Annotated in this window: 13 protein-coding genes; 7 read left to right on the top strand and 6 right to left on the bottom strand. The window is 63.8% G+C overall.

The genetic code is table 11. The features are described from left to right. Window positions 1–11 precede the first annotated feature (11 nt). The 4 genes from SINAR_RS1000000138420 to SINAR_RS0103565 all read right to left on the bottom strand — a co-directional run bounded on the left by SINAR_RS1000000138420 (window position 12) and on the right by SINAR_RS0103565 (window position 2,961). Window positions 12–335, bottom strand: a complete 324-nt coding sequence (locus SINAR_RS1000000138420) for a hypothetical protein (protein ID WP_419761322.1) — start codon at window positions 333–335, stop codon at window positions 12–14. A 213-nt stretch (window positions 336–548) separates the two neighbouring features. Further along, window positions 549–1,478, bottom strand: a complete 930-nt coding sequence (locus SINAR_RS0103575) for a LysR family transcriptional regulator (RefSeq protein ID WP_027997779.1) — start codon at window positions 1,476–1,478, stop codon at window positions 549–551. 376 nt (window positions 1,479–1,854) lie between these two features. Next, window positions 1,855–2,361: an Hsp20/alpha crystallin family protein gene (locus SINAR_RS0103570; protein ID WP_027997778.1), complete on the bottom strand. Its 507-nt coding sequence runs from the start codon at window positions 2,359–2,361 to the stop codon at window positions 1,855–1,857. A 120-nt stretch (window positions 2,362–2,481) separates the two neighbouring features. Then, entirely contained in the window at window positions 2,482–2,961 is a 480-nt protein-coding gene (locus SINAR_RS0103565) for an Hsp20 family protein (RefSeq protein WP_027997777.1), read from the bottom strand. 370 nt (window positions 2,962–3,331) lie between these two features. Between SINAR_RS0103565 and SINAR_RS0103555 the strand changes: the two genes are divergently transcribed. After that, window positions 3,332–3,658: a DUF982 domain-containing protein gene (locus tag SINAR_RS0103555; RefSeq protein WP_027997776.1), complete on the top strand. Its 327-nt coding sequence runs from the start codon at window positions 3,332–3,334 to the stop codon at window positions 3,656–3,658. Window positions 3,659–3,694: 36 nt separating this feature from the next. Here the strand turns inward: SINAR_RS0103555 and pbpC are convergent, their stop codons facing one another. Together pbpC and SINAR_RS0103545 are read right to left on the bottom strand one after the other, a co-directional pair. Next, on the bottom strand, window positions 3,695–5,830 hold the full coding sequence (gene pbpC, locus SINAR_RS0103550) for a penicillin-binding protein 1C (protein WP_027997775.1): 2,136 nt from the start codon (window positions 5,828–5,830) through the stop codon (window positions 3,695–3,697). 11 nt (window positions 5,831–5,841) lie between these two features. Beyond that, on the bottom strand, window positions 5,842–11,289 hold the full coding sequence (locus SINAR_RS0103545; RefSeq protein WP_027997774.1) for an alpha-2-macroglobulin family protein: 5,448 nt from the start codon (window positions 11,287–11,289) through the stop codon (window positions 5,842–5,844). A gap of 255 nt (window positions 11,290–11,544) precedes the next feature. Between SINAR_RS0103545 and SINAR_RS0103540 the strand changes: the two genes are divergently transcribed. The 6 genes from SINAR_RS0103540 to SINAR_RS0103515 all read left to right on the top strand — a co-directional run bounded on the left by SINAR_RS0103540 (window position 11,545) and on the right by SINAR_RS0103515 (window position 17,683). Then, the gene (locus SINAR_RS0103540) at window positions 11,545–12,300 is read left to right on the top strand and encodes a DeoR family transcriptional regulator (RefSeq protein ID WP_027997773.1); all 756 of its coding nucleotides are present in this window, start codon (window positions 11,545–11,547) and stop codon (window positions 12,298–12,300) included. 140 nt (window positions 12,301–12,440) lie between these two features. Further along, window positions 12,441–13,445, top strand: a complete 1,005-nt coding sequence (gene deoC, locus SINAR_RS0103535; protein ID WP_027997772.1) for a deoxyribose-phosphate aldolase — start codon at window positions 12,441–12,443, stop codon at window positions 13,443–13,445. A gap of 4 nt (window positions 13,446–13,449) precedes the next feature. Then, on the top strand, window positions 13,450–15,834 hold the full coding sequence (locus SINAR_RS0103530) for an aldehyde dehydrogenase family protein (protein ID WP_027997771.1): 2,385 nt from the start codon (window positions 13,450–13,452) through the stop codon (window positions 15,832–15,834). A gap of 124 nt (window positions 15,835–15,958) precedes the next feature. Further along, entirely contained in the window at window positions 15,959–16,414 is a 456-nt protein-coding gene (locus SINAR_RS0103525; RefSeq protein WP_027997770.1) for an RbsD/FucU family protein, read from the top strand. 13 nt (window positions 16,415–16,427) lie between these two features. Next, window positions 16,428–16,859, top strand: a complete 432-nt coding sequence (locus tag SINAR_RS0103520) for an OsmC family protein (protein ID WP_027997769.1) — start codon at window positions 16,428–16,430, stop codon at window positions 16,857–16,859. 29 nt (window positions 16,860–16,888) lie between these two features. Continuing rightward, window positions 16,889–17,683: a dimethylarginine dimethylaminohydrolase family protein gene (locus SINAR_RS0103515; protein ID WP_027997768.1), complete on the top strand. Its 795-nt coding sequence runs from the start codon at window positions 16,889–16,891 to the stop codon at window positions 17,681–17,683. Window positions 17,684–17,711: the final 28 nt, after the last annotated feature.

The following is a 17,711-nucleotide window of genomic DNA, read 5'->3' as shown; positions in this document are numbered from 1 at the left end:
GTTACTACAGACTAAGTTGTTTTTCGTCTTAGTCGCGCCGACGAATAGGCATCCTTGTGCGGAAAGCTGCTGATGAGCCGATGAACATGGTTATGCGCCTTTGAGATGCAGTATACTGTGGATTCATCCTTCGAGACTTTGGGTCGGGATGACAGGACCGCCTGGAAGGGGCTTCGTTGGGGCAATGTCGTGCCGGAAAGGCTGTCCGCGATGTCGCGCCTAATATACTCGCGGGACATGCCGTCACTGATCGAATGATGCATCGAGAACATCAGGCGTCCTTGCCCAGATGCACCTCCAAGCAGCATCATTCTAAAAGGCCGCTCCGACTCCAGATTGAAAGTCAGATCAGCGAATCGGCCGCTAAACGATCGTGGTCAGCTTCCGCTACGGGCTTATCTGCCTGGGTTGTTTCGGAGACGTCGCGGATGCGGCACTGCTATGCAAATACCCGGAAGGCGAAGGTGGCCAGTGGGCGCTGACGGTGTGGATTGTTCGAGACGGCGGGCACGTGCGGACTCACCCATAAGCGTCCATGAATGTGACCACTAAAGCACGTCGGAGTTCCTACCACCGTTCAGGTCGTGCGATTTGGCTAGATTGACGAACATATTCGCTGCCGGCGAAGGATCCTCGTTGCGCCAGACAAGACCTGTCTCGATGACAGGCGGATCGCCTTCTAACGGCACATAACGGATGCCGCTTCGGCCCAGTCTACGCAGGGTTTCAGGCACCAAGGCTACACCGATACCGCTCGATACCAAGCTCACGATCGTCTGCATCTGGATCGCCTCTTGCCCGAACTTTGGCCGAAGTCCAGCTTTGACGAAATAGCTCGTAATAATGTCGTGGAATGCGGGGGCACTTCTGTGTGGGAAAATCACGAGGGGCTTGTCAGCTATTTCTGAAAGCTTCAACTTCCCTTCGGCACAGGCCAAGCGCCCTTCATCTAGCCATGCTTCGGGTATTGCTGCCACCAGCGGCTCACGAAGAAGCGGCAGATAGGCTAGCGAGGCATCCAGTGTAGCGTGGGCTGGGATAATGAGGCCGGCGTCAATATCCCCCTGGAGAAGTGCCTCGATCTGAAGATCGCTGGTCATCTCTTGCAAGTTCACTTTGACATCGGGGAAGATAGACCGATAGCTCGCGACGAGGGCAGGCAAAAGGCTGTAGACTGCCGTTGAAACAAACCCAACCGTGAACGTGCCCACTTCGCCGCGTGCTATCTGGCGCGCCAGAACTGGAAGTGCTTCGGCGTTTTCCAGCAACTTATTCACGTAGTTCAGCCAATGCGCACCCACAGGCGTGAGTTCAACATGCCTCTTGGTGCGCTTGAAAAGCATGACACCTAATTCCTGCTCCAGCGCAAGAATTGCCTGACTTAGGGGAGGCTGCGTCATGTTGAGGCGCTCGGCGGCACGACCAAAATGAAGTTCTTCAGCTACGGCGACGAAAAAACGAAGTTGCCTCAGGTTCACGACGGCCCCTAATTCAATGCACTTCCATTTAGACCTAAATGCAACGTTCCTGCAATATAATTGGCTCGCAAAGATTGCATTGTCGCGACATACACCTCTGCGCAGGGAGCATGCTTGCCCGTTCTCTAACCACGTGTACGACCTGTGCTGGTCGCCTGCGGCGGCTGCTGGTGCGCAAAGCGTCCGGCACTTGCGTACTGGCCTTCCGCCCGCCTCCCTATGGGAGTCTGGGTCTAGATGGGGAGTGGGGACAAAGCCGCAGTCTCCGTGAGCTTTCGCGAGGGGACCGGAAAGCTGCTGCGGTTCCTTCGCCCCGCCTGCAGGGGAAAGGTCCCGGCAGGCGGATGGGGGCTTTGCCCCGCGGGGACCTCGGAGACTATTGCCCATTGATCGCGATGCGCTTGGCTTTCGACTGGGCCTGCTCGGTCTTCGGTAAAGTTACCGTCAGGACGCCGTTGCGGAAGGTCGCGTTGACCCTGCTCTCATCCACTTCGTATCCGAGCGGAATGCGACGTTCGAAGCGGCCGTAATATCGCTCCGAGAACTGATTTTCCTGATCCTCGGTCTCGGCCCGCTTTTCGCCTCGCAGCGAGAGCACGCCTTCGGACAAGGAGAGTTCGACGTCCTTCTCCTCAAGACCCGGCAGTTCCGCGGTCACCTTGATGTCCTTTTCCCGATCGGAGATCTCGACGCTCGGCCAGCCGCCTGCAAAACCGGAAAAGCCGCTGAAGGGCAGGCGAGTTTCGAAGTCGCGGAAGGCGTCGTCGAACAGGCGGTTCATTTCCCTGTGGAGCGCCAGGAAGGGGTTTCGATCGTTGTCACGATAGGAAGCGGGCACCTGGCCCTGCGCGCGGCCCCATGGGATGAGATCACGTACATTCATCGGTCCGTTCCTTTCTTTGCAATCGGAGTGGGCGTCCGGGCTTGCGCCCGTCTCCCGCTCGAATTCCCGGGAACCGAAGCGCCGATGGCGCCGGCGCTTCGGCGCGGTTGGCACGTGCAGCTATGCAGCGTGCTTTTCGCCTTCGATCTGTTTCGAGGCTTCGCCCGCTGGCAATGCTTCTGCTTGATGGATCTCGATACGACGCGGCTTCATCTGCTCGGGAAGCTCACGGACGAGATCGATCTTGAGCAGGCCGTTGGCGAGGTTCGCGCCGGTGACCGTGACAAAGTCGGCGAGCTGGAAGCGACGCTCGAAGTTGCGTGCTGCAATGCCGCGATAGAGGTATTCGGTGTCATCTTCCCCGGCCTTCGCGCCGGCGACGGTCAGCATCTGCTGCTCGTGCGTGATGGTGATCTCGTCAGGGGAGAAGCCCGCTACCGACATCGCGATACGGTACTGGTTCTCGCCGACCCGCATGATGTCGTAGGGCGGCCAGTTGTCGCTCGGCGCCAGGCGACTTGCGGAATCCAAGAGGTCGAACAGATGCTCGAAGCCGACGCTGGAACGCGACAGTGGCGAAAAATCGAAGCTTGTTCTCATAGCCATATCCTCCTTGAGCAACATGGACGATGAGGAGCGCCGAAGAGAACGGAGCTCCTCGACTGCGAGCCCCTTGCAGGCGGCTCTCGCACCCGATTTAGTTATTCGAAGCCGGGTTTCAAGGGCCTCCGGACATCGATTTTCGCCCGTTGTTCCGGCCAGCGGCGGCCGCGAAAATCAGCTCTTCGAACGAGGGTCGAAGCCGATGATCGGGGTTCTTGAATTTACCTTTTCCGCTCCAATATCTGGCGCATGCGTCTTTGCAAGACGCCCAGAGATCAACATGGCACTTTGCAGCGCTGCATGGTTCTCGTCCGATCCGCGGAGCATGCGGCGTGCGTCTCACCGACGGCATAGGAAAGGAGGAAAAATGCTTCTCAATGAGATCCCCTGGACGGTCCCTCTCACCGTGCGCCTCTCCAACGGCCTGACGCACACATTTGCCTCCGTTTACGAGGCTCTCGACTTTCTGGAAAACGAGTGGCCGCTCAGGAAGGGCGAGCGCTACGATCGCGCGGTGCGGACCTGCCGGCGGGCATTGAACCGGATGACGCCGGCAGCGGTGGCGCGGGAGGCGTTCATTGCCGCTTGCCTGGAGGCGGGCATGCCGCTCGTCATGACGCCGCCGGCCCGCGAGATGACGCCGCCGGCCCGCGAGCCGCAGGGCGCCACCACCAAGGCTGCGCAGTCGGCGTGAGGGAGCGGACCGGCTTTCGGGCAACGTCCGACCGTTTCACTGGACGAAGACGCGCACGCTGGCGGCACGCCCGAGCGCATCGATGACGGTGAGGGTCGAATAACCGCTGCCGTCCGGGTGCCACTGGCTGACGCGCCGGCGGGTCACCTCGGGCAGCGGACGGCCATTGGCCAGCCAGCGGAAGGGTGCCCGGCCGCCCTGGAGCTTCAGCGTCAAGGGCATCGTCGCGCTGCCCTGCGCGCCAAGCTCGACGCGGGCTCCCTCCGGCGGGAACACGATCTGCGGCGCCGCTTCACGCGCCGAGCCCGAAAGCAGGCCGTTCGCGGTGACCGAGAAGCGTCTCTGGCTGATCGGCAGATCGGTCTGGGCGAGCCGGACCGCGCCCGCGGGCGGACCGGGCAGGGGCGTGATGGCGATCCCCGCCTTGGCGAAGCCTTCGAACAGAATCGGAGCCGCCGCACCGTAACCGGTCAGACCGGGTACCGCGCCGTTGTCGGGCCTGCCCACCCAGACACCGAGGACATAGCGGCCGTCGAAGCCAGCGGACCAGGCGTCGCGATAGCCGTAGCTCGTGCCGGTCTTATAGGCGATGCCATGCCGGCGGCTTCCGGCCGGTGGCAGCACGCCGGAGAGTATGTCGGCGACCTGCCAGGCGGCGACCGCCGACAGGAGAGGTTCGCCGTCGACGGTTCCCGGGACATCTTCGATGGCGTCGCCGAGGCGTACCGGCCAGCCGCCGTTCGCCAGGCCCGCATAAAGCTGCACGAGTTCGCGAAGCGTGATGCCGACTCCACCGAGGCCGATCGCAAGGCCCGGCGCCTCATGCTGCGGCAATTTCGGCCGAACGTCGGCGCGGCGGAAGCGTACCATCAGGCGCGAGGGGCCGACGGCATCAAGCAGGCGGATCGCCGGCACGTTCAGAGACAATTGCAGCGCCTGACGCACGGTGACGTCGCCCTGGTAGCTCATGTCGAAATTGCGCGGCCGGTAGCCGAAGAAATCCGCCGGCCGGTCTTCGATGATCGTTTCCTGGCTGACAAGACCCTCCTCGAAGGCAAGGCCGTAGATGAAGGGTTTCAGCGTCGACCCGGGGGAACGGGTGATCCGCGTCATGTCGATCCAGCCGGAGCGGCCTGCGTCGAAATAGTCGGCCGAACCGACTTCGGCGAGGATCTCGCCGGTCCTGACCTCCGCCATCACCATGGCGACGGAAACCCTGGGGCCGAGCTTCGCGGCACTTTCGCGGGCCACGGTTTCAAGGCCGCGTTGGACCTCGCGTTTGAGCGTCGTCAGATGCTGGTGAGCTGCAGGGTTCTTCCGCCGCGCCGTCTCGGCCAGATGGGCAGCATGGGCCGGGAGCTGCAGCCGGACGGTCGGTATGGCAGTCATCGCCGCGCGCTCAGCTTCGCCTTCGCCGATGACCCCTGCGACGGCGGCGCGGGCGAGTACGCGCTTACGGGCCGCCTCGGCGGCGGCGAGATTGCGGTCGGGCCGGCGCTTTTCCGGCAATTGCGGCAAGGCGACGAGGAGTGCTGCCTCTCCGGTCGACAGGCGGCGCGGCTCCTTGCCGAACCAGGCGAGGCTTGCCGCACGCACGCCCTCGAGGTTGCCGCCATAGGGCGCATGGGTCAGATAGAGATCGAGAATCTTTTCCTTGCCCAAGCGCCTTTCGAGCTGGATGGCCCGGGCTATCTGGAAGAGCTTCGCCATCAGCGTGCGTCTCTCCCGCGGCTCGATGAGCCGTGCGACCTGCATGGACAGCGTCGAGGCGCCGGAAACGATACGGCCATTGGTCATGAGCTGCAGCGCGGCGCGACCGAGCGCCAACGGGTCAATTCCGTGGTGTTCGCGAAAGCGCCGGTCCTCATAGGCGATCAGCATCTCGATGAAGCGCGGATCGACGTCCTCTGCGGTCGTCTTCAGTCGCCACAGACCATCCTCGGTCGCAAAGGCGCGCAGCAGGAGGCCGTCCCTGTCGAGAACTTCCGCCGAGACCGTTTCGGCCTCGGCGAGCGGCGGCGGGAAGGCTTTGTCTGCCCATTCGAGGGCGAAGACGGCGAGAGCGGACAGGACCAGGGCAAGGGATACGATGACAATCGCCCGGCCGCGCCCGGCCGGCCCTTGTGAGGTCGGCCCAATGTCTTTGCGGTTCGACTTTCGCCGGAAGAACATCGTCACGCTTCCTACTGGGCTGCCAGCACCTCCATGCGGCCGGTCGCCGTGCGTGCCGAGAATTGCGGTCGGTACATGTCCTCGACGCTCGCGGCCGGATGGTCGTAGGTGCCGGGCGTCACCGCGCGCACGACATAGGCAAGCGTGATCTCCCGGTTGTCGCCGGACGAGCGGTCGAACGCGGCCACGAAGCGGTCGCTGCGGAATTCCGTATGGGCAGCCTCGACTTGGCCGATCCATTCGAAATTCGAGAGTTGGGCGCTGTCCACCAGGCTCGGATTGTCGATCTCGAAGCCGGCGGGCAGGAGATCGGTTATGAGCACCCGGGACGGCCAGTCGTTGCTCTCGGTCACCTTCAGCACCACGACATAGCGCTCGTTCTGCCGGGCCTCGCTGACATTGGCCGCCGTTCCGTCGAGCGTGTAATAGCTCCGCTCGATGGTGAAACCTTCGCCGCCCGCCGAGAGCGGCTGGGCCGGTGCCGCCACCGTCGTCACGACGGCGGAGACCGCGGCGGTGCCTTGGTTGCGGATAACGACCGGGTGCTCGATCAGAGCGTCGCCGGTCATGCGGGCGGCGTAACTGCCCGTGCGCGCTGCGCCGTTGACCTCGATCCTCATGTCCTCGTCGCCCCCTTGGATCGCGCGTGCTGCAAGGAGCATCCAGGTCTGCTCCTGGGTGCTCGTGTATTTCGCCTGCTGCCACTCCCGGGCGACGACCCTCGAAAGCTCGGGAATGATCGGCGGTACCGGCCGACTCTCGGCGGCCAGCGCCAGCACGGCCGCGCCATCGCGAAGCGAAGAGCCGTAGTCGGAGCGGGCGAGGCTGACATTGACGAGCCCCGTCGACATGTTGGCCGAGGCAGCAAAAATGTCCTGCGAGCGCCGGGCGTCGCCATAGAGCGCGAGTGCCGCGGCGATATGGGCTTTGGCGAGCGGGGTCGGGAAATCGCCGAGCATCGTGTCCGCATAATAGCGCAGATCGCTGATGGCGGCCTTGCGGTTGCGCGCAAGGACATAGAGCGCGTAGGCAATCTCATTGCCGCGGTCCTTGACATTCGTCTCGTAGCTCAGCGCGTTCTGCAGGTTTTCGAGCGCCTGCACCATCGCCTGTTCCGGTACGTCGAATTTCTGTTCCCGCGCGCGGGTGAGGAAATCGGTCACATAGGCGTCGAGCCAGAGATCGCCGGAGCCGGGCCCCCAAAGGCCGAAACTGCCGGCGGAGGACCGGTAGGCAAGGACGCGGTAGATCGCCTCCTGCACGCGCTTCTTCACGCCGTCGTCGTCGGCAAGCCCGGCCTGCTTGGCAAGCTCGCTCAGATAGAGCAGCGGCAAGGCACGGCTCGTCGTCTGCTCGGCGCAGCCATAGGGATAGCGGTCGAGCGTCATCAGCAGCGCCGGGATGTCGAACGCAGCCGAGCGCGTGACGTTGACGCTGACCGAGGCGCCCTGGAGCAGGCTGTCTGCGAGCAATTGTTCGTCCACCGTGAGGCTGCTGCCGGCGGCGATATTGACGACATGACGCTGAGTGACCGGCAGGGCTGCCGGGCGGACAGGCATGTTCAGCGTCTGCTCCAGCGACAGGCCCGCAGCGTTCGAGACCCTGACGGTGACGGCACCGTCTCCCGGATACTGGCCGGCTAGGGGCAGGGTCAGAGCGGATTTGCCGCCGGCATCGAGGTTCACCGTTTCGGCCGCTGTGTGGACGGCGGTGACCGGGCCGTTGGTCGTGACCTGCAGTTGATAATCGCCCGCCGGCCCGTCGGTGTTGGCGATATCGAGCCGCAATTCGGCCCGGTCTCCCGGCGCCAGGAACTTCGGCAGGCTCGCAGTCACGACGATCGGATCGCGGATGACCACGTCCTTCACGGCATGGCCGACGCCGGACTTCGTCCAGGCGACCGCCATGATACGTGCCGTTCCGTTGAATTGCGGAATGTCGAAGCGGACATTCGCCATTCCTTCGGCGTCGAGCTTGATCGCGCCCGAGAAGAACGCGACGAGCTTCTCGGTCGGGGGGCTGCCCTGGAGCGGCATTTGCCCGCCGTCGCCGCCCGTGCGCAGCCGGCCGGTCGCGCCGAGCGAGCCGTCGATCAAGCGTCCGTAGAGATCGCGCATATCGAGGCCGAGCCGCCTCTGACCGAAATACCATCCATCGGGATCCGGAGCCTCGTAGCGTGTCAGGTTCAGGATGCCGACGTCGACTGCGGCAATCGTGACATAGGCGTCTTCATTCGCGCCGGCGCCCCGTACCTGAAGGCCGATATCGAGAGGCCGGCGGGGTTCGGTTTTCTCAGGCGCGTCCAGGCTGACGGCGAGCTTTCGCTCCGCCGGATCGACGGCGAGCCACTTGATGCCGATCGCCCGCATCGGCATCCGGCTCTCCTGGGCTTCGCCGGGGCGGTAAAGCGTCGCGGTGACATAGGCGCCCGTACCCCAGTCGGCCGTCACCGGCAGTTCCACCTCACCGCCGGTTTCGGCAATGGCTGCGGTCTTCGTCGTCACCAGGGTTTCCGTGCCGACCGTCACCAGGAGTTCGCCGGCAAAGCGCGGGGAGACTTTGAGCTTTGCCGTCTCGCCGACCGCATAGTTCTCCTTGTCGAGTGCGATCTCCAGTCCGTCCGGCGTTTCCGTCGAGGTGGCTTCGACATACCAGCCCGCATCGAACTCCACGCTCGAGGCCGGTCCGTCGAAGGCCGCCGCCTCGACCTCGAGGCGGTAGCGACCCCAGCCGACCGGCACGGAGATCCCGGCGCCGTCCGCGGTCACGTCGACTGTGCCGTTCGCCACCTGTTTCGTGGAGATGACCGGCTCGTATTTCCAGGCGGTGCCGTCGCGGTACCACTGATAGTTCCGTTCGACGCTGATCAGCTTCCAGGTGAGACCCGGCATCGCGGTCCTGGTGCCGTCCGCATTCACGGCGATCACGTGGAACTTTCCGACGGAATTTTCGGCGAGGTCGCCGGAGAACTCCGGCTTGATGCCGATCATCGGCCCCTCGGGTTTGACGGGAAGGGTCAGCGTGCGCTCGACGGCACGGCCGCCGGCTTCCCGCATGCGCACCGTCACGTTGGCGTTGAGCAGCTGTGTCGTTCCCGGGACTTCGGCAAGGTCGACATTGAAGACCGATTGGCCGTTTTCATCGAGCGGTTCCAGCCCTTCCAGGGGCAGGCGCGTGTCTTCGCTCGCCTCCTCGTCGGCGAGGCCGAAGAAATAGCCGTTGAACGCTTCGTTCCGGCGCGTCGGCCTGACGGCAATTTCGCCTTCCAGCGTCAGCCCTGCGGCCGGTGCGCCGTAGAGATAGCGTCCGTCGACGGCGACCTCGACCGGCATTCCGACCTCGATTGCCTTTGCCTGGCTCGTCAGATCGAACTCTGTGCGGTCCGGCACGAAATCATCGACGAGGAACTGCTTCTCGGCGATCGCAGAACTCTTCGGATCGGTGAAGATCTGCATCGTCCAGGTGCCGCGCATGGCGTTTTCCGGGACCGGCAGATCGAGCGTATGGCCACCCAGCTTGCCGCCGTCGCTGACGAGACGGCGGTCCTCGACACCGTCCGGGCGAAGGAAAACGAAGGTCAGCGGCAGCTTCTCGATTGCGGCGCCGTTGACGTCGCGGGCGAGCGCCGCGGCATGGACGGTTTCGCCCGCGCGATAGATGCCGCGTTCCGTCCAGGCGAACACGTCGATCGCGCCCGGTGCGGCGCGGCCGGTAACGCCGCGGTCGGAAAGGTCGAAGCCGGCGCGCGTCATGTCGAGGAACACGTAGTCGTCGCTGCCCTTTCGGGCGGTGATCGCCGCCGGCGTCATGCTGGCTGTGCCGCGGGTGAGCCCGACGGGAAAGGTCGCGCGTCCCTCCGCATCGGTCGTCGCCGTCCCGAGCACCTCATTGTTCTTCGCGACCAGCTGCAATTCGACTTCCGCAAGAGGCTTGGCGCTTGCAAGCGAGCGCGCGAAGACCGTAAGCCCATCCGTGCCGGCAAAGGTCGATAGTCCGATGTCCGATACGACGAACCATTGCGTGGCGCGCGCATCCCAATCCTGGGTAAGTCCGGTCACGGAGTTGGCCGTCAGCACATAGACGCCGACTTTTCGCTGCGGCAGCGCCTCGTCGACCGGAAAGCTCGTCACCACTTCCCTGTTGAGCTCGGTGGCGATGTCGATGCTGCCCTGCCAAATCAGTTCGCCGCTCTCGTCCTTGATGCGCTCCTCGCTGTATCCGTCGATCTGGGTCAGGAACTGGGAACTCGTGAGCAACGAAGAGATGTTGCGGTCGCCGATGCGGTAGAGCCTGAGCCCGGCACTTTCCGTGTTGACCGAGACGATCGGAATGCCGCGCCGTGCGGTCGAAGGCAGAACGAAACTGTCGCCGGTGAAGCGGACCATCGGCGCACGATCCTTGACGTAGACGTCGAGGCTGACGGGGGTTTCGATGACTTCTTCGACGGAGGAGGGCAGACCTTGCCTCAGCACGAGCTTGTAACGCTGGCCGTGCTTCAGGCCTTCGACGCAGATTTCGCTGCCCTTGGATTCGACCGCCTTGGGAGACGCGCCATTGAGTGTCACGAAGGAGGAATAATCGGGACCGTTCTTCAGAAGCTGCTCGGAAAACTGCACGCAGGCGCGGGGGCTGGCGCTGTCTGCATCGACCGTGTGGCCGGTGACCCGAAAGCCCTGTCGCGCCTTGAGGTCGAGATAGGCTGTCTCGACCGTCTTTGCCTGCACGAGCTTAAGGCTCGCCTTGTAGGCCTGGAGCGCCGCCCGATAGTTCTCCAAGTTATCCAGCGCCTGGGCGAGAACGGCGAGCGCGTGCGCGCGGTCTTGCGCGGTCCGCGTCAGTTGATAGCCGTTGACCGCGGCAAGCGCGGCTTCGCTCGCCATATCCGTGCCGCCCGTAAACCGGTTGGCGGCCTCGGCCGTCTCGAGCCACAGCGCGCCGTTCTCCGGCGTTATCGCAAGCGCGCCCCGGAAGGCCTTGAGCGCGGCGACGACGTCGCCGGCCGCCAGCTCGCTGCGTGCCGTCTCAACGAGGCCGTTGACGCCGAAACCCTGCTGGTCGTCGGCCAGAACGAGATTCGCCTTCACATCGCGTGCCTCCTGCAGGAGGTCATCCGAGACGAAATCGAGGCGAGGCGGTGCACCGATGTCGGCTTCGCCCGCGGCGGCTTCGACGACCTTGCCGGCCATCGCCCCCGTGAACCTGTTCAACTGGTTGAAATCGGACTTGAGGAAGCACCACTTCACCTTTGGATTATAGGTGAAGGCCCTGCAGGAGCGGTCGGCGATGCAGGCGCTCTGGCATTGGTCGAGCGATACGTTCTGCTCGGTGCGCAGGTCGAAGCCGAAATAATCGGCGTCATTGATAATCTCGATCCTTCGTTCGGGTTCGGCCGCTGCGGCCGTGGTCCCGAGGGAAACGAGTGTGAAAAGAAGGATGGAAAGACCGAGAAACGCGCGCATAGACAAGAGTCCCCCCGACGCTGGCCGCTTCGATTGTACATCACTTTTTCAACCTTCGCCGGGCGTTGTCAATCGAGGAAACGGCGACCTCAGGGACAGCCTTGGCTGTGCGGCGCAGGGTGTGCCCTGCGAGCCTGTAAGCCGGCTGATCCGGCCGCTTTTGCGCCAATACGTCAGCTTGCGGGCAAAGGCAATCCTGTGATATTTCTCACAGATTGATGTTATCCGAAATGTTTCTTGTCATTTGGAAACGCTATGTCCAGCCGCAGGGCCACACGCATCGCCACCTTGTCCGACGCGCTTTCGGCGCGGCGGGTCGTTCATCTGAAAGAGGCAGCGGCGCTGCTCGGCGTATCGGAGATGACGGTCCGCCGGGATGTCGCCGACAACCCTGGACTGTTTGGGTATCTGGGCGGCCATATCGTTCCGGCCGCGGAGATCGAGAGCGATGCGCCTTACGAGCTTGCCCGCGCGGCCGACAGCCACGCCGCAGCGAAGCGGCAGGCTTGCATACATGCCGCCCGGCACATTCGCCCCGACGAGACGATCTTCATCGATTGCGGCACGACGCTCGAATACCTGGTCGATCTGATACCGGATGATCACACGATAACGGCGATATGTTATTCTCTGAACACGGCCGAGCGGCTGACGCGGAAGGCAAACCTTCGAATCGTGATGCTGGGCGGCGTCTATCATCCGTCGTCGGCGTCCTTTTCCGGAGCAGCCGGTATCGAGACGCTCGACCGGCTCGGCATCAATGTCGCCTTTCTTTCGGCGGCCGGAATAGACCCGGCCAGGGGAGCGACCTGTGTTCATTTCCACGAGGTGCCGGTCAAGCAGAAGGTGATTTCGCTGGCGCGCGAGAATTACCTCGTCGCCGACAGCAGCAAGGTCGGCAAGCTGAAGGCGGCTTTCTTTGCTCCGCTCAGCGCCTTCCGATCGGTCATCACGGAAGACGGCGAGACTGCGCTCGCCGCCGATTTGGCGCTTGTGCCCGGTAAGATGTGATCACTCGGGAGAACGGACATCCCTGCCTTGACAGATGGGCAGTTTGATGAAATCCTAACATGAATATTGTTTGAAAAATAACATCCATCGCTCGCTCCTGGAGCGCGCCGTAGATGGTCCGGGAATCGGGGAGGAACCGGTTGGAAGACGTTGCCCTGAAAACCACGGCGGAGCGCCCCGCCGACGCAGGCCACAACCGGCCGCGCAATGACGGCGTCGAACTCGATCTTTCCTGGGTGCTCGATCAGCGCGTCAACCTCTCTGCGGCGGAGCGCCGCGTCCAGACGCTGCCGGGCCGGCGGACGGTCAAGAAGGATGCGCAGGCTGCCTGGCTCTTGAAGGCCGTTACCTGCATCGATCTAACGACGCTCAACGGCGACGACACGACCGAGCGTGTCAAACGCCTCTGCGCCAAGGCGCGCCAGCCGGTGCGTCAGGACATTCTCGACGCGCTCGGCATGGGCGATCGAGGCATTACGACCGGGGCGATCTGCGTCTATCACCGCTTCGTTTCGACCGCGGTGGAGGCCCTGGAGGGTTCCGGCATTCCGGTGGCGGCAGTGTCCACGGGCTTCCCGGCCGGCCTCGTCCCGCATGACGTCAAGCTCAGGGAGATCAGGGCTTCGGTTGCCGACGGTGCTCGGGAAATCGACATCGTCATCACACGCGAGCACGTACTGACCGGCAACTGGCGGGCGCTCTACGACGAAATGCGGGATTTCCGCGCCGCCTGCGGCGATGCGCATGTCAAGGCCATTCTCGCGACCGGCGATCTCAAGACGCTGCGCAACGTCGCGCGCGCCTCGCTCGTCTGCATGATGGCGGGTGCCGATTTCATCAAGACCTCCACGGGCAAGGAGGGCGTAAACGCAACCCTGCTCGTCACCCTCGCCATGCTCAGGATGATCCGGGCCTATGACGAGAGGACCGGAATCAAGGTCGGCTACAAGCCTGCCGGCGGCATCTCCGCCGCGAAGGACGTGCTGAATTATCAGTTCCTCATGAAGGAAGAGCTTGGGCGGGAATGGCTCGAGCCCGACCTTTTCCGCGTCGGGGCATCGAGCCTGCTGGCGGACATCGAGCGCCAGCTCGAACACCATGTCAGCGGCGCCTATTCGGCCCTCAACAGACACCCGATCGGATAATCAGATGAGCGTTGCCACTTTCTTCGACGATATGTCCTATGGCCCGGCACCCGAAGCCGATACCGAGGCGCGCGCCTGGCTCGCTCGGCACGAAAGCAAGTTCGGCCACTTCATCAACGGCGCATTCGTCGGCTCAGCCTCCGGCAAGTCCTTCGACACGTTCGAGCCGGCGACGGGCGAATTGCTTGCCAAAATCGCCTTGGGCGGGCGCGATGACGTGAACGCGGCGGTGGCCGCGGCGCGGAAGGCGCAGAGCCTGTGGGCGAAGCTCTCGGGTCATGCCCGCGCCCGACACCTTTATGCGCTTGCCCGCCTGATCCAGCGCCATGCGCGGCTGATTGCGGTGGTCGAAGCGCTCGACAACGGCAAACCGATCCGGGAGACGCGCGACATCGACATTCCGCTTGCCGCTCGCCACTTCCATCATCATGCCGGCTGGGCACAGCTGCAGGAAACGGAATTCGCCGACCAGGTGCCCGTGGGTGTCGTCGGCCAGGTCATCCCGTGGAACTTCCCGTTCCTGATGCTCGCCTGGAAGGTTGCGCCGGCGCTGGCGCTCGGCAATTCCGTCATCCTGAAGCCTGCGGAATTTACGCCCTTGACGGCTCTGCTCTTCGCGGAGCTTGCCGCCGCGGCGGGTCTCCCTCCGGGCGTGCTGAATGTGGTGACGGGCGAGGGCGAGACGGGGGCGCTGATCGTCGAGCACGAGGGCATCGACAAGATCGCCTTTACCGGCTCGACCGAAGTCGGGCGCCTCATCCGCGAGAAAACCGCAGGGAGCGGCAAGTCGCTCACGCTCGAGCTTGGCGGCAAGTCGCCCTTCATCGTCTTCGACGATGCCGATATCGACGGGGCGGTCGAGGGCGTCGTCGATGCGATCTGGTTCAATCAGGGGCAGGTCTGCTGCGCCGGTTCACGCCTTCTGGTACAGGAGGGCGTGGCACCGGTCTTTCATGACCGCCTGAAGCGGCGCATGGAGACGCTCCGCGTCGGTCATCCGCTCGACAAGGCGATCGATATGGCGGCGATCGTCGCGCCGGTGCAACTGCAACGAATCGAAGAACTGGTGGCGACGGGCGTCGCCGAAGGCGCATCGATGCACCAGCCGAGGATCGATCTGCCGAAGGGCGGCAGCTTCTTTCGGCCGACGCTGTTGACCGGGGTCCAGCCGACTTCCGCTGTCGCGACCGAGGAAATCTTCGGGCCGGTGGCCGTATCGATGACTTTCCGCACGCCGGAGGAGGCGATCCAGCTTGCAAATCATAGCCGCTACGGCCTCGCCGCGAGCGTCTGGAGCGAAACGATCGGTCTCGCTTTGCATGTTGCCGCCAAGCTTGCGGCCGGTGTCGTCTGGGTCAATGCGACCAACCTCTTCGACGCGTCGAGCGGCTTCGGCGGAAAACGCGAGTCCGGCTTCGGCCGCGAGGGCGGGCGCGAGGGCTGCTACGAATATCTGAAACCGAAGGCCTGGATGGGGCGCAAGCTGCGCGCCGGGCACGCCTTGCCGGCGCCGAAGCCGGCCGCCGGTGATTTCGCCGTGCCGGCGCTCGATCGCACTGCCAAGCTCTTCGTCGGCGGCAAGCAGGCGCGGCCGGATGGGAACTATTCGCGGCCCGTGCTTTCCCCGAAGGGCAAGGTGATCGGCGAAGTCGGCGAGGGCAACCGCAAAGATATCCGCAATGCCGTCGTTGCGGCGCGAGGCGCCTCGGGCTGGTCTTCGGCAACCGCGCATAACCGCGCCCAGATCCTCTATTATATCGCCGAGAATCTGAGCAGCCGCGGGGCGGAATTTGCCGACCGCATCGCCGCCATGACCGGGGTCTCGGCAGCCAATGCCCGAGCGGAAGTCGAAGCTTCGATCGCCCGGCTCTTCGGTTATGGCGCCTGGGCGGACAAATACGAGGGCACCGTGCACCAGCCGCCCTTGCGCGGCGTCGCACTCGCCATGCCGGAGCCCCAGGGCGTCGTCGGCGTCATCTGCCCCCCGGAAGCGCCGCTGCTCGGGCTCGTCAGTCTCGTGGCACCGCTGATTGCCGTCGGAAACCGGGTGGTCGCCGTGCCGAGCGAAACGCATCCTCTGGCTGCGACCGACTTCTATTCCGTCCTCGAGACCTCGGACCTGCCGCCCGGCGTCGTCAACATCGTCACCGGGTCGACGATCGAGCTTGCCAAGGCGCTCGCCGCGCACAACGACGTGGACGCGCTCTGGGCGTTCGGCTCGCCGGAACTTTCGACACTTGTCGAGAAGCTGTCCGTCGGCAACCTCAAGCGCACCTTCGTTGATTACGGCCAGGCCATCGACTGGACGGATCGCTCGGCCGCCGAAGGACAAGCGTTCCTGCGGCGCGCGGTCGACGTCAAGAACATCTGGATTCCCTACGGCGAATAGCCTCCCGCTCTTGGTTGAGCGGTGGCCGTCCCATCGGAAGCGTGGAGAAAGAGCAACAGGGTGTTGACGGCGCGCGCCGGAAACGGCCTGATGCGAGCGCGCTTTGCGGTGGAGGAGGACAGGAATGCTCAAGAATATCGACCCGGCTCTCAATGCCGATGTGCTGCACGCGCTGCGCTCGATGGGCCATGGCGACACACTGGTGATTTCCGACACCAATTTTCCCTCGGATGCCATCGCCCGGAAGACCACGCTGGGCAAACTGCTGCACATCGACAATGTTTCGGCGGCGCGCGCGGCGAAGGCCGTCCTTTCCGTCTTACCTCTCGACACGCCGCTGCAGCCCTCCGCCGGGCGCATGGAGGTCATGGGTGCGCCGGGCGAAATCCCGGCGGTGCAGCGCGAGGTTCAGGCCGAAATCGATCGCGCCGAAGGGAAACCAGCGCCGATGTACGGCATAGAGCGCTTCGCCTTTTACGAGGAAGCGAAGAAGGCCTATTGCGTCATCACTACCGGCGAGACGCGTTTTTATGGCTGCTTTCTCTTCACCAAAGGCGTCGTTCCGCCGGAAATCGACTGAAAGAGGCAAGCCGATGGCCGAGCTTAGAGCGAGGACCCGGGAGACAGGCGCGACCGCCGTAGTCGGCCGGACCGGCTTTCCGCATGTGACATCGCTGACCGGCGGCGAACTCGATATCGTAACCAGTCCTTCGCAGCCGGGATACGGGCCGCTCGACCTTCTCTACGCTTCGCTGGCGAGCTGTCTCGTGCTCAGCGCCCGTATCGCCGCGAGCCGTTTCGGCGTGCTCGACCGGCTCAGAGAAGTTTCGGTCAAGGTGACCGGTGAGAAGGCACATGACGAACCGTCGCGCGTCGCGCGGTTCGACATCGCCTTCGTTATCAAGGGCGATTTCGACGACACCGTGCGCCACTCCATCATGGAAGCGGCGGAGGAGCAGATCTGCACGGTCAGCAACACGTTGCGCGGCAGTCCGGACTTCTCCAGCAAGGTTTCCGCCGAATAGAAAATCAAACAGAGGGAGAAGACTCTGCAATGACGCGTCCCGCCTACCGATTCAATTCCATCATCGTCCGCTCGCCGTCACGGTCGGTCGTCAACGGCTTGCGCGCGGAGGATCGCGGCAGCCCGGCCTACGAGGGCGTGAAGGCCGAGCACGATGCCTATGTCGCGGCGATGCGCGATGCCGGCGTGAAGGTCACGGTTCTGCCGGCGCTCGAAGCCTTTCCGGATTCGATTTTCGTGGAGGACCCAGCTCTGGTCTTCACAGAGGGAGCGGTCTTGCTTCGGCCCGGAGCGGCCACGCGCGTCAAGGAAGTCGAGGAAATCGCGCCGACGCTGCGCGACATGTTCGAGACGGTGCTCGACCTGCCGCAAGGCTATGCCGACGGCGGCGACGTGCTGACGACGCGGGAAAGCGTGATGATCGGCCTGTCGGCGAGAACCGACAGGGCGGGCGCGGCGGCGCTGCAGGCCTGCCTCGAAAAGCTCGGGCGCAAGAGCGAGGTCGTCGCGACCCCGGAGGGCGTGCTGCATTTCAAGACCGACTGCTCGCTCCTCGACGACGAGACGATCCTTTCCACCAACCGACTTGCTCGGTCCGGTGTCTTCGGGAAGTTCAGGCAGATGATCATCCCCGAGGGCGAGGAACCGGCCGCCAACGCGCTCCGCGTCAACGACGTCGTCATGGTCGGCTCCGATTTCCCCAGGACAATCGAGATGCTCGACAAGGCCGGCTACAAGGTCGTGCCGCTGAAGACCACGGAAATCGGGAAGATCGATGCGGGCCTTTCCTGTATGTCGCTGAGGTGGTTCAGCGACAGGATGTGATTTGTGGCGGTTGTGGTTTCAGCCCGGG

This window comes from Sinorhizobium arboris LMG 14919, from assembly GCF_000427465.1.
In the GTDB taxonomy this organism is placed as follows: domain Bacteria; phylum Pseudomonadota; class Alphaproteobacteria; order Rhizobiales; family Rhizobiaceae; genus Sinorhizobium; species Sinorhizobium arboris.
The sequence above is the reverse complement of the archived record's forward strand: the minus strand, read 5'-3'. Positions and strand labels throughout refer to the sequence as shown.

Coding starts and splice junctions, on each gene's coding strand:
- SINAR_RS0103570 (WP_027997778.1), bottom strand. CDS start 2,361: ATGAATGTACGTGATCTCATCCCATGGGGCCGCGCGCAGGGCCAGGTG.
- SINAR_RS0103565 (WP_027997777.1), bottom strand. CDS start 2,961: ATGAGAACAAGCTTCGATTTTTCGCCACTGTCGCGTTCCAGCGTCGGC.
- SINAR_RS0103555 (WP_027997776.1), top strand. CDS start 3,332: ATGCTTCTCAATGAGATCCCCTGGACGGTCCCTCTCACCGTGCGCCTC.
- pbpC (WP_027997775.1), bottom strand. CDS start 5,830: ATGTTCTTCCGGCGAAAGTCGAACCGCAAAGACATTGGGCCGACCTCA.
- SINAR_RS0103545 (WP_027997774.1), bottom strand. CDS start 11,289: ATGCGCGCGTTTCTCGGTCTTTCCATCCTTCTTTTCACACTCGTTTCC.
- SINAR_RS0103540 (WP_027997773.1), top strand. CDS start 11,545: ATGTCCAGCCGCAGGGCCACACGCATCGCCACCTTGTCCGACGCGCTT.
- SINAR_RS0103530 (WP_027997771.1), top strand. CDS start 13,450: ATGAGCGTTGCCACTTTCTTCGACGATATGTCCTATGGCCCGGCACCC.
- SINAR_RS0103525 (WP_027997770.1), top strand. CDS start 15,959: ATGCTCAAGAATATCGACCCGGCTCTCAATGCCGATGTGCTGCACGCG.
- SINAR_RS0103520 (WP_027997769.1), top strand. CDS start 16,428: ATGGCCGAGCTTAGAGCGAGGACCCGGGAGACAGGCGCGACCGCCGTA.
- SINAR_RS0103515 (WP_027997768.1), top strand. CDS start 16,889: ATGACGCGTCCCGCCTACCGATTCAATTCCATCATCGTCCGCTCGCCG.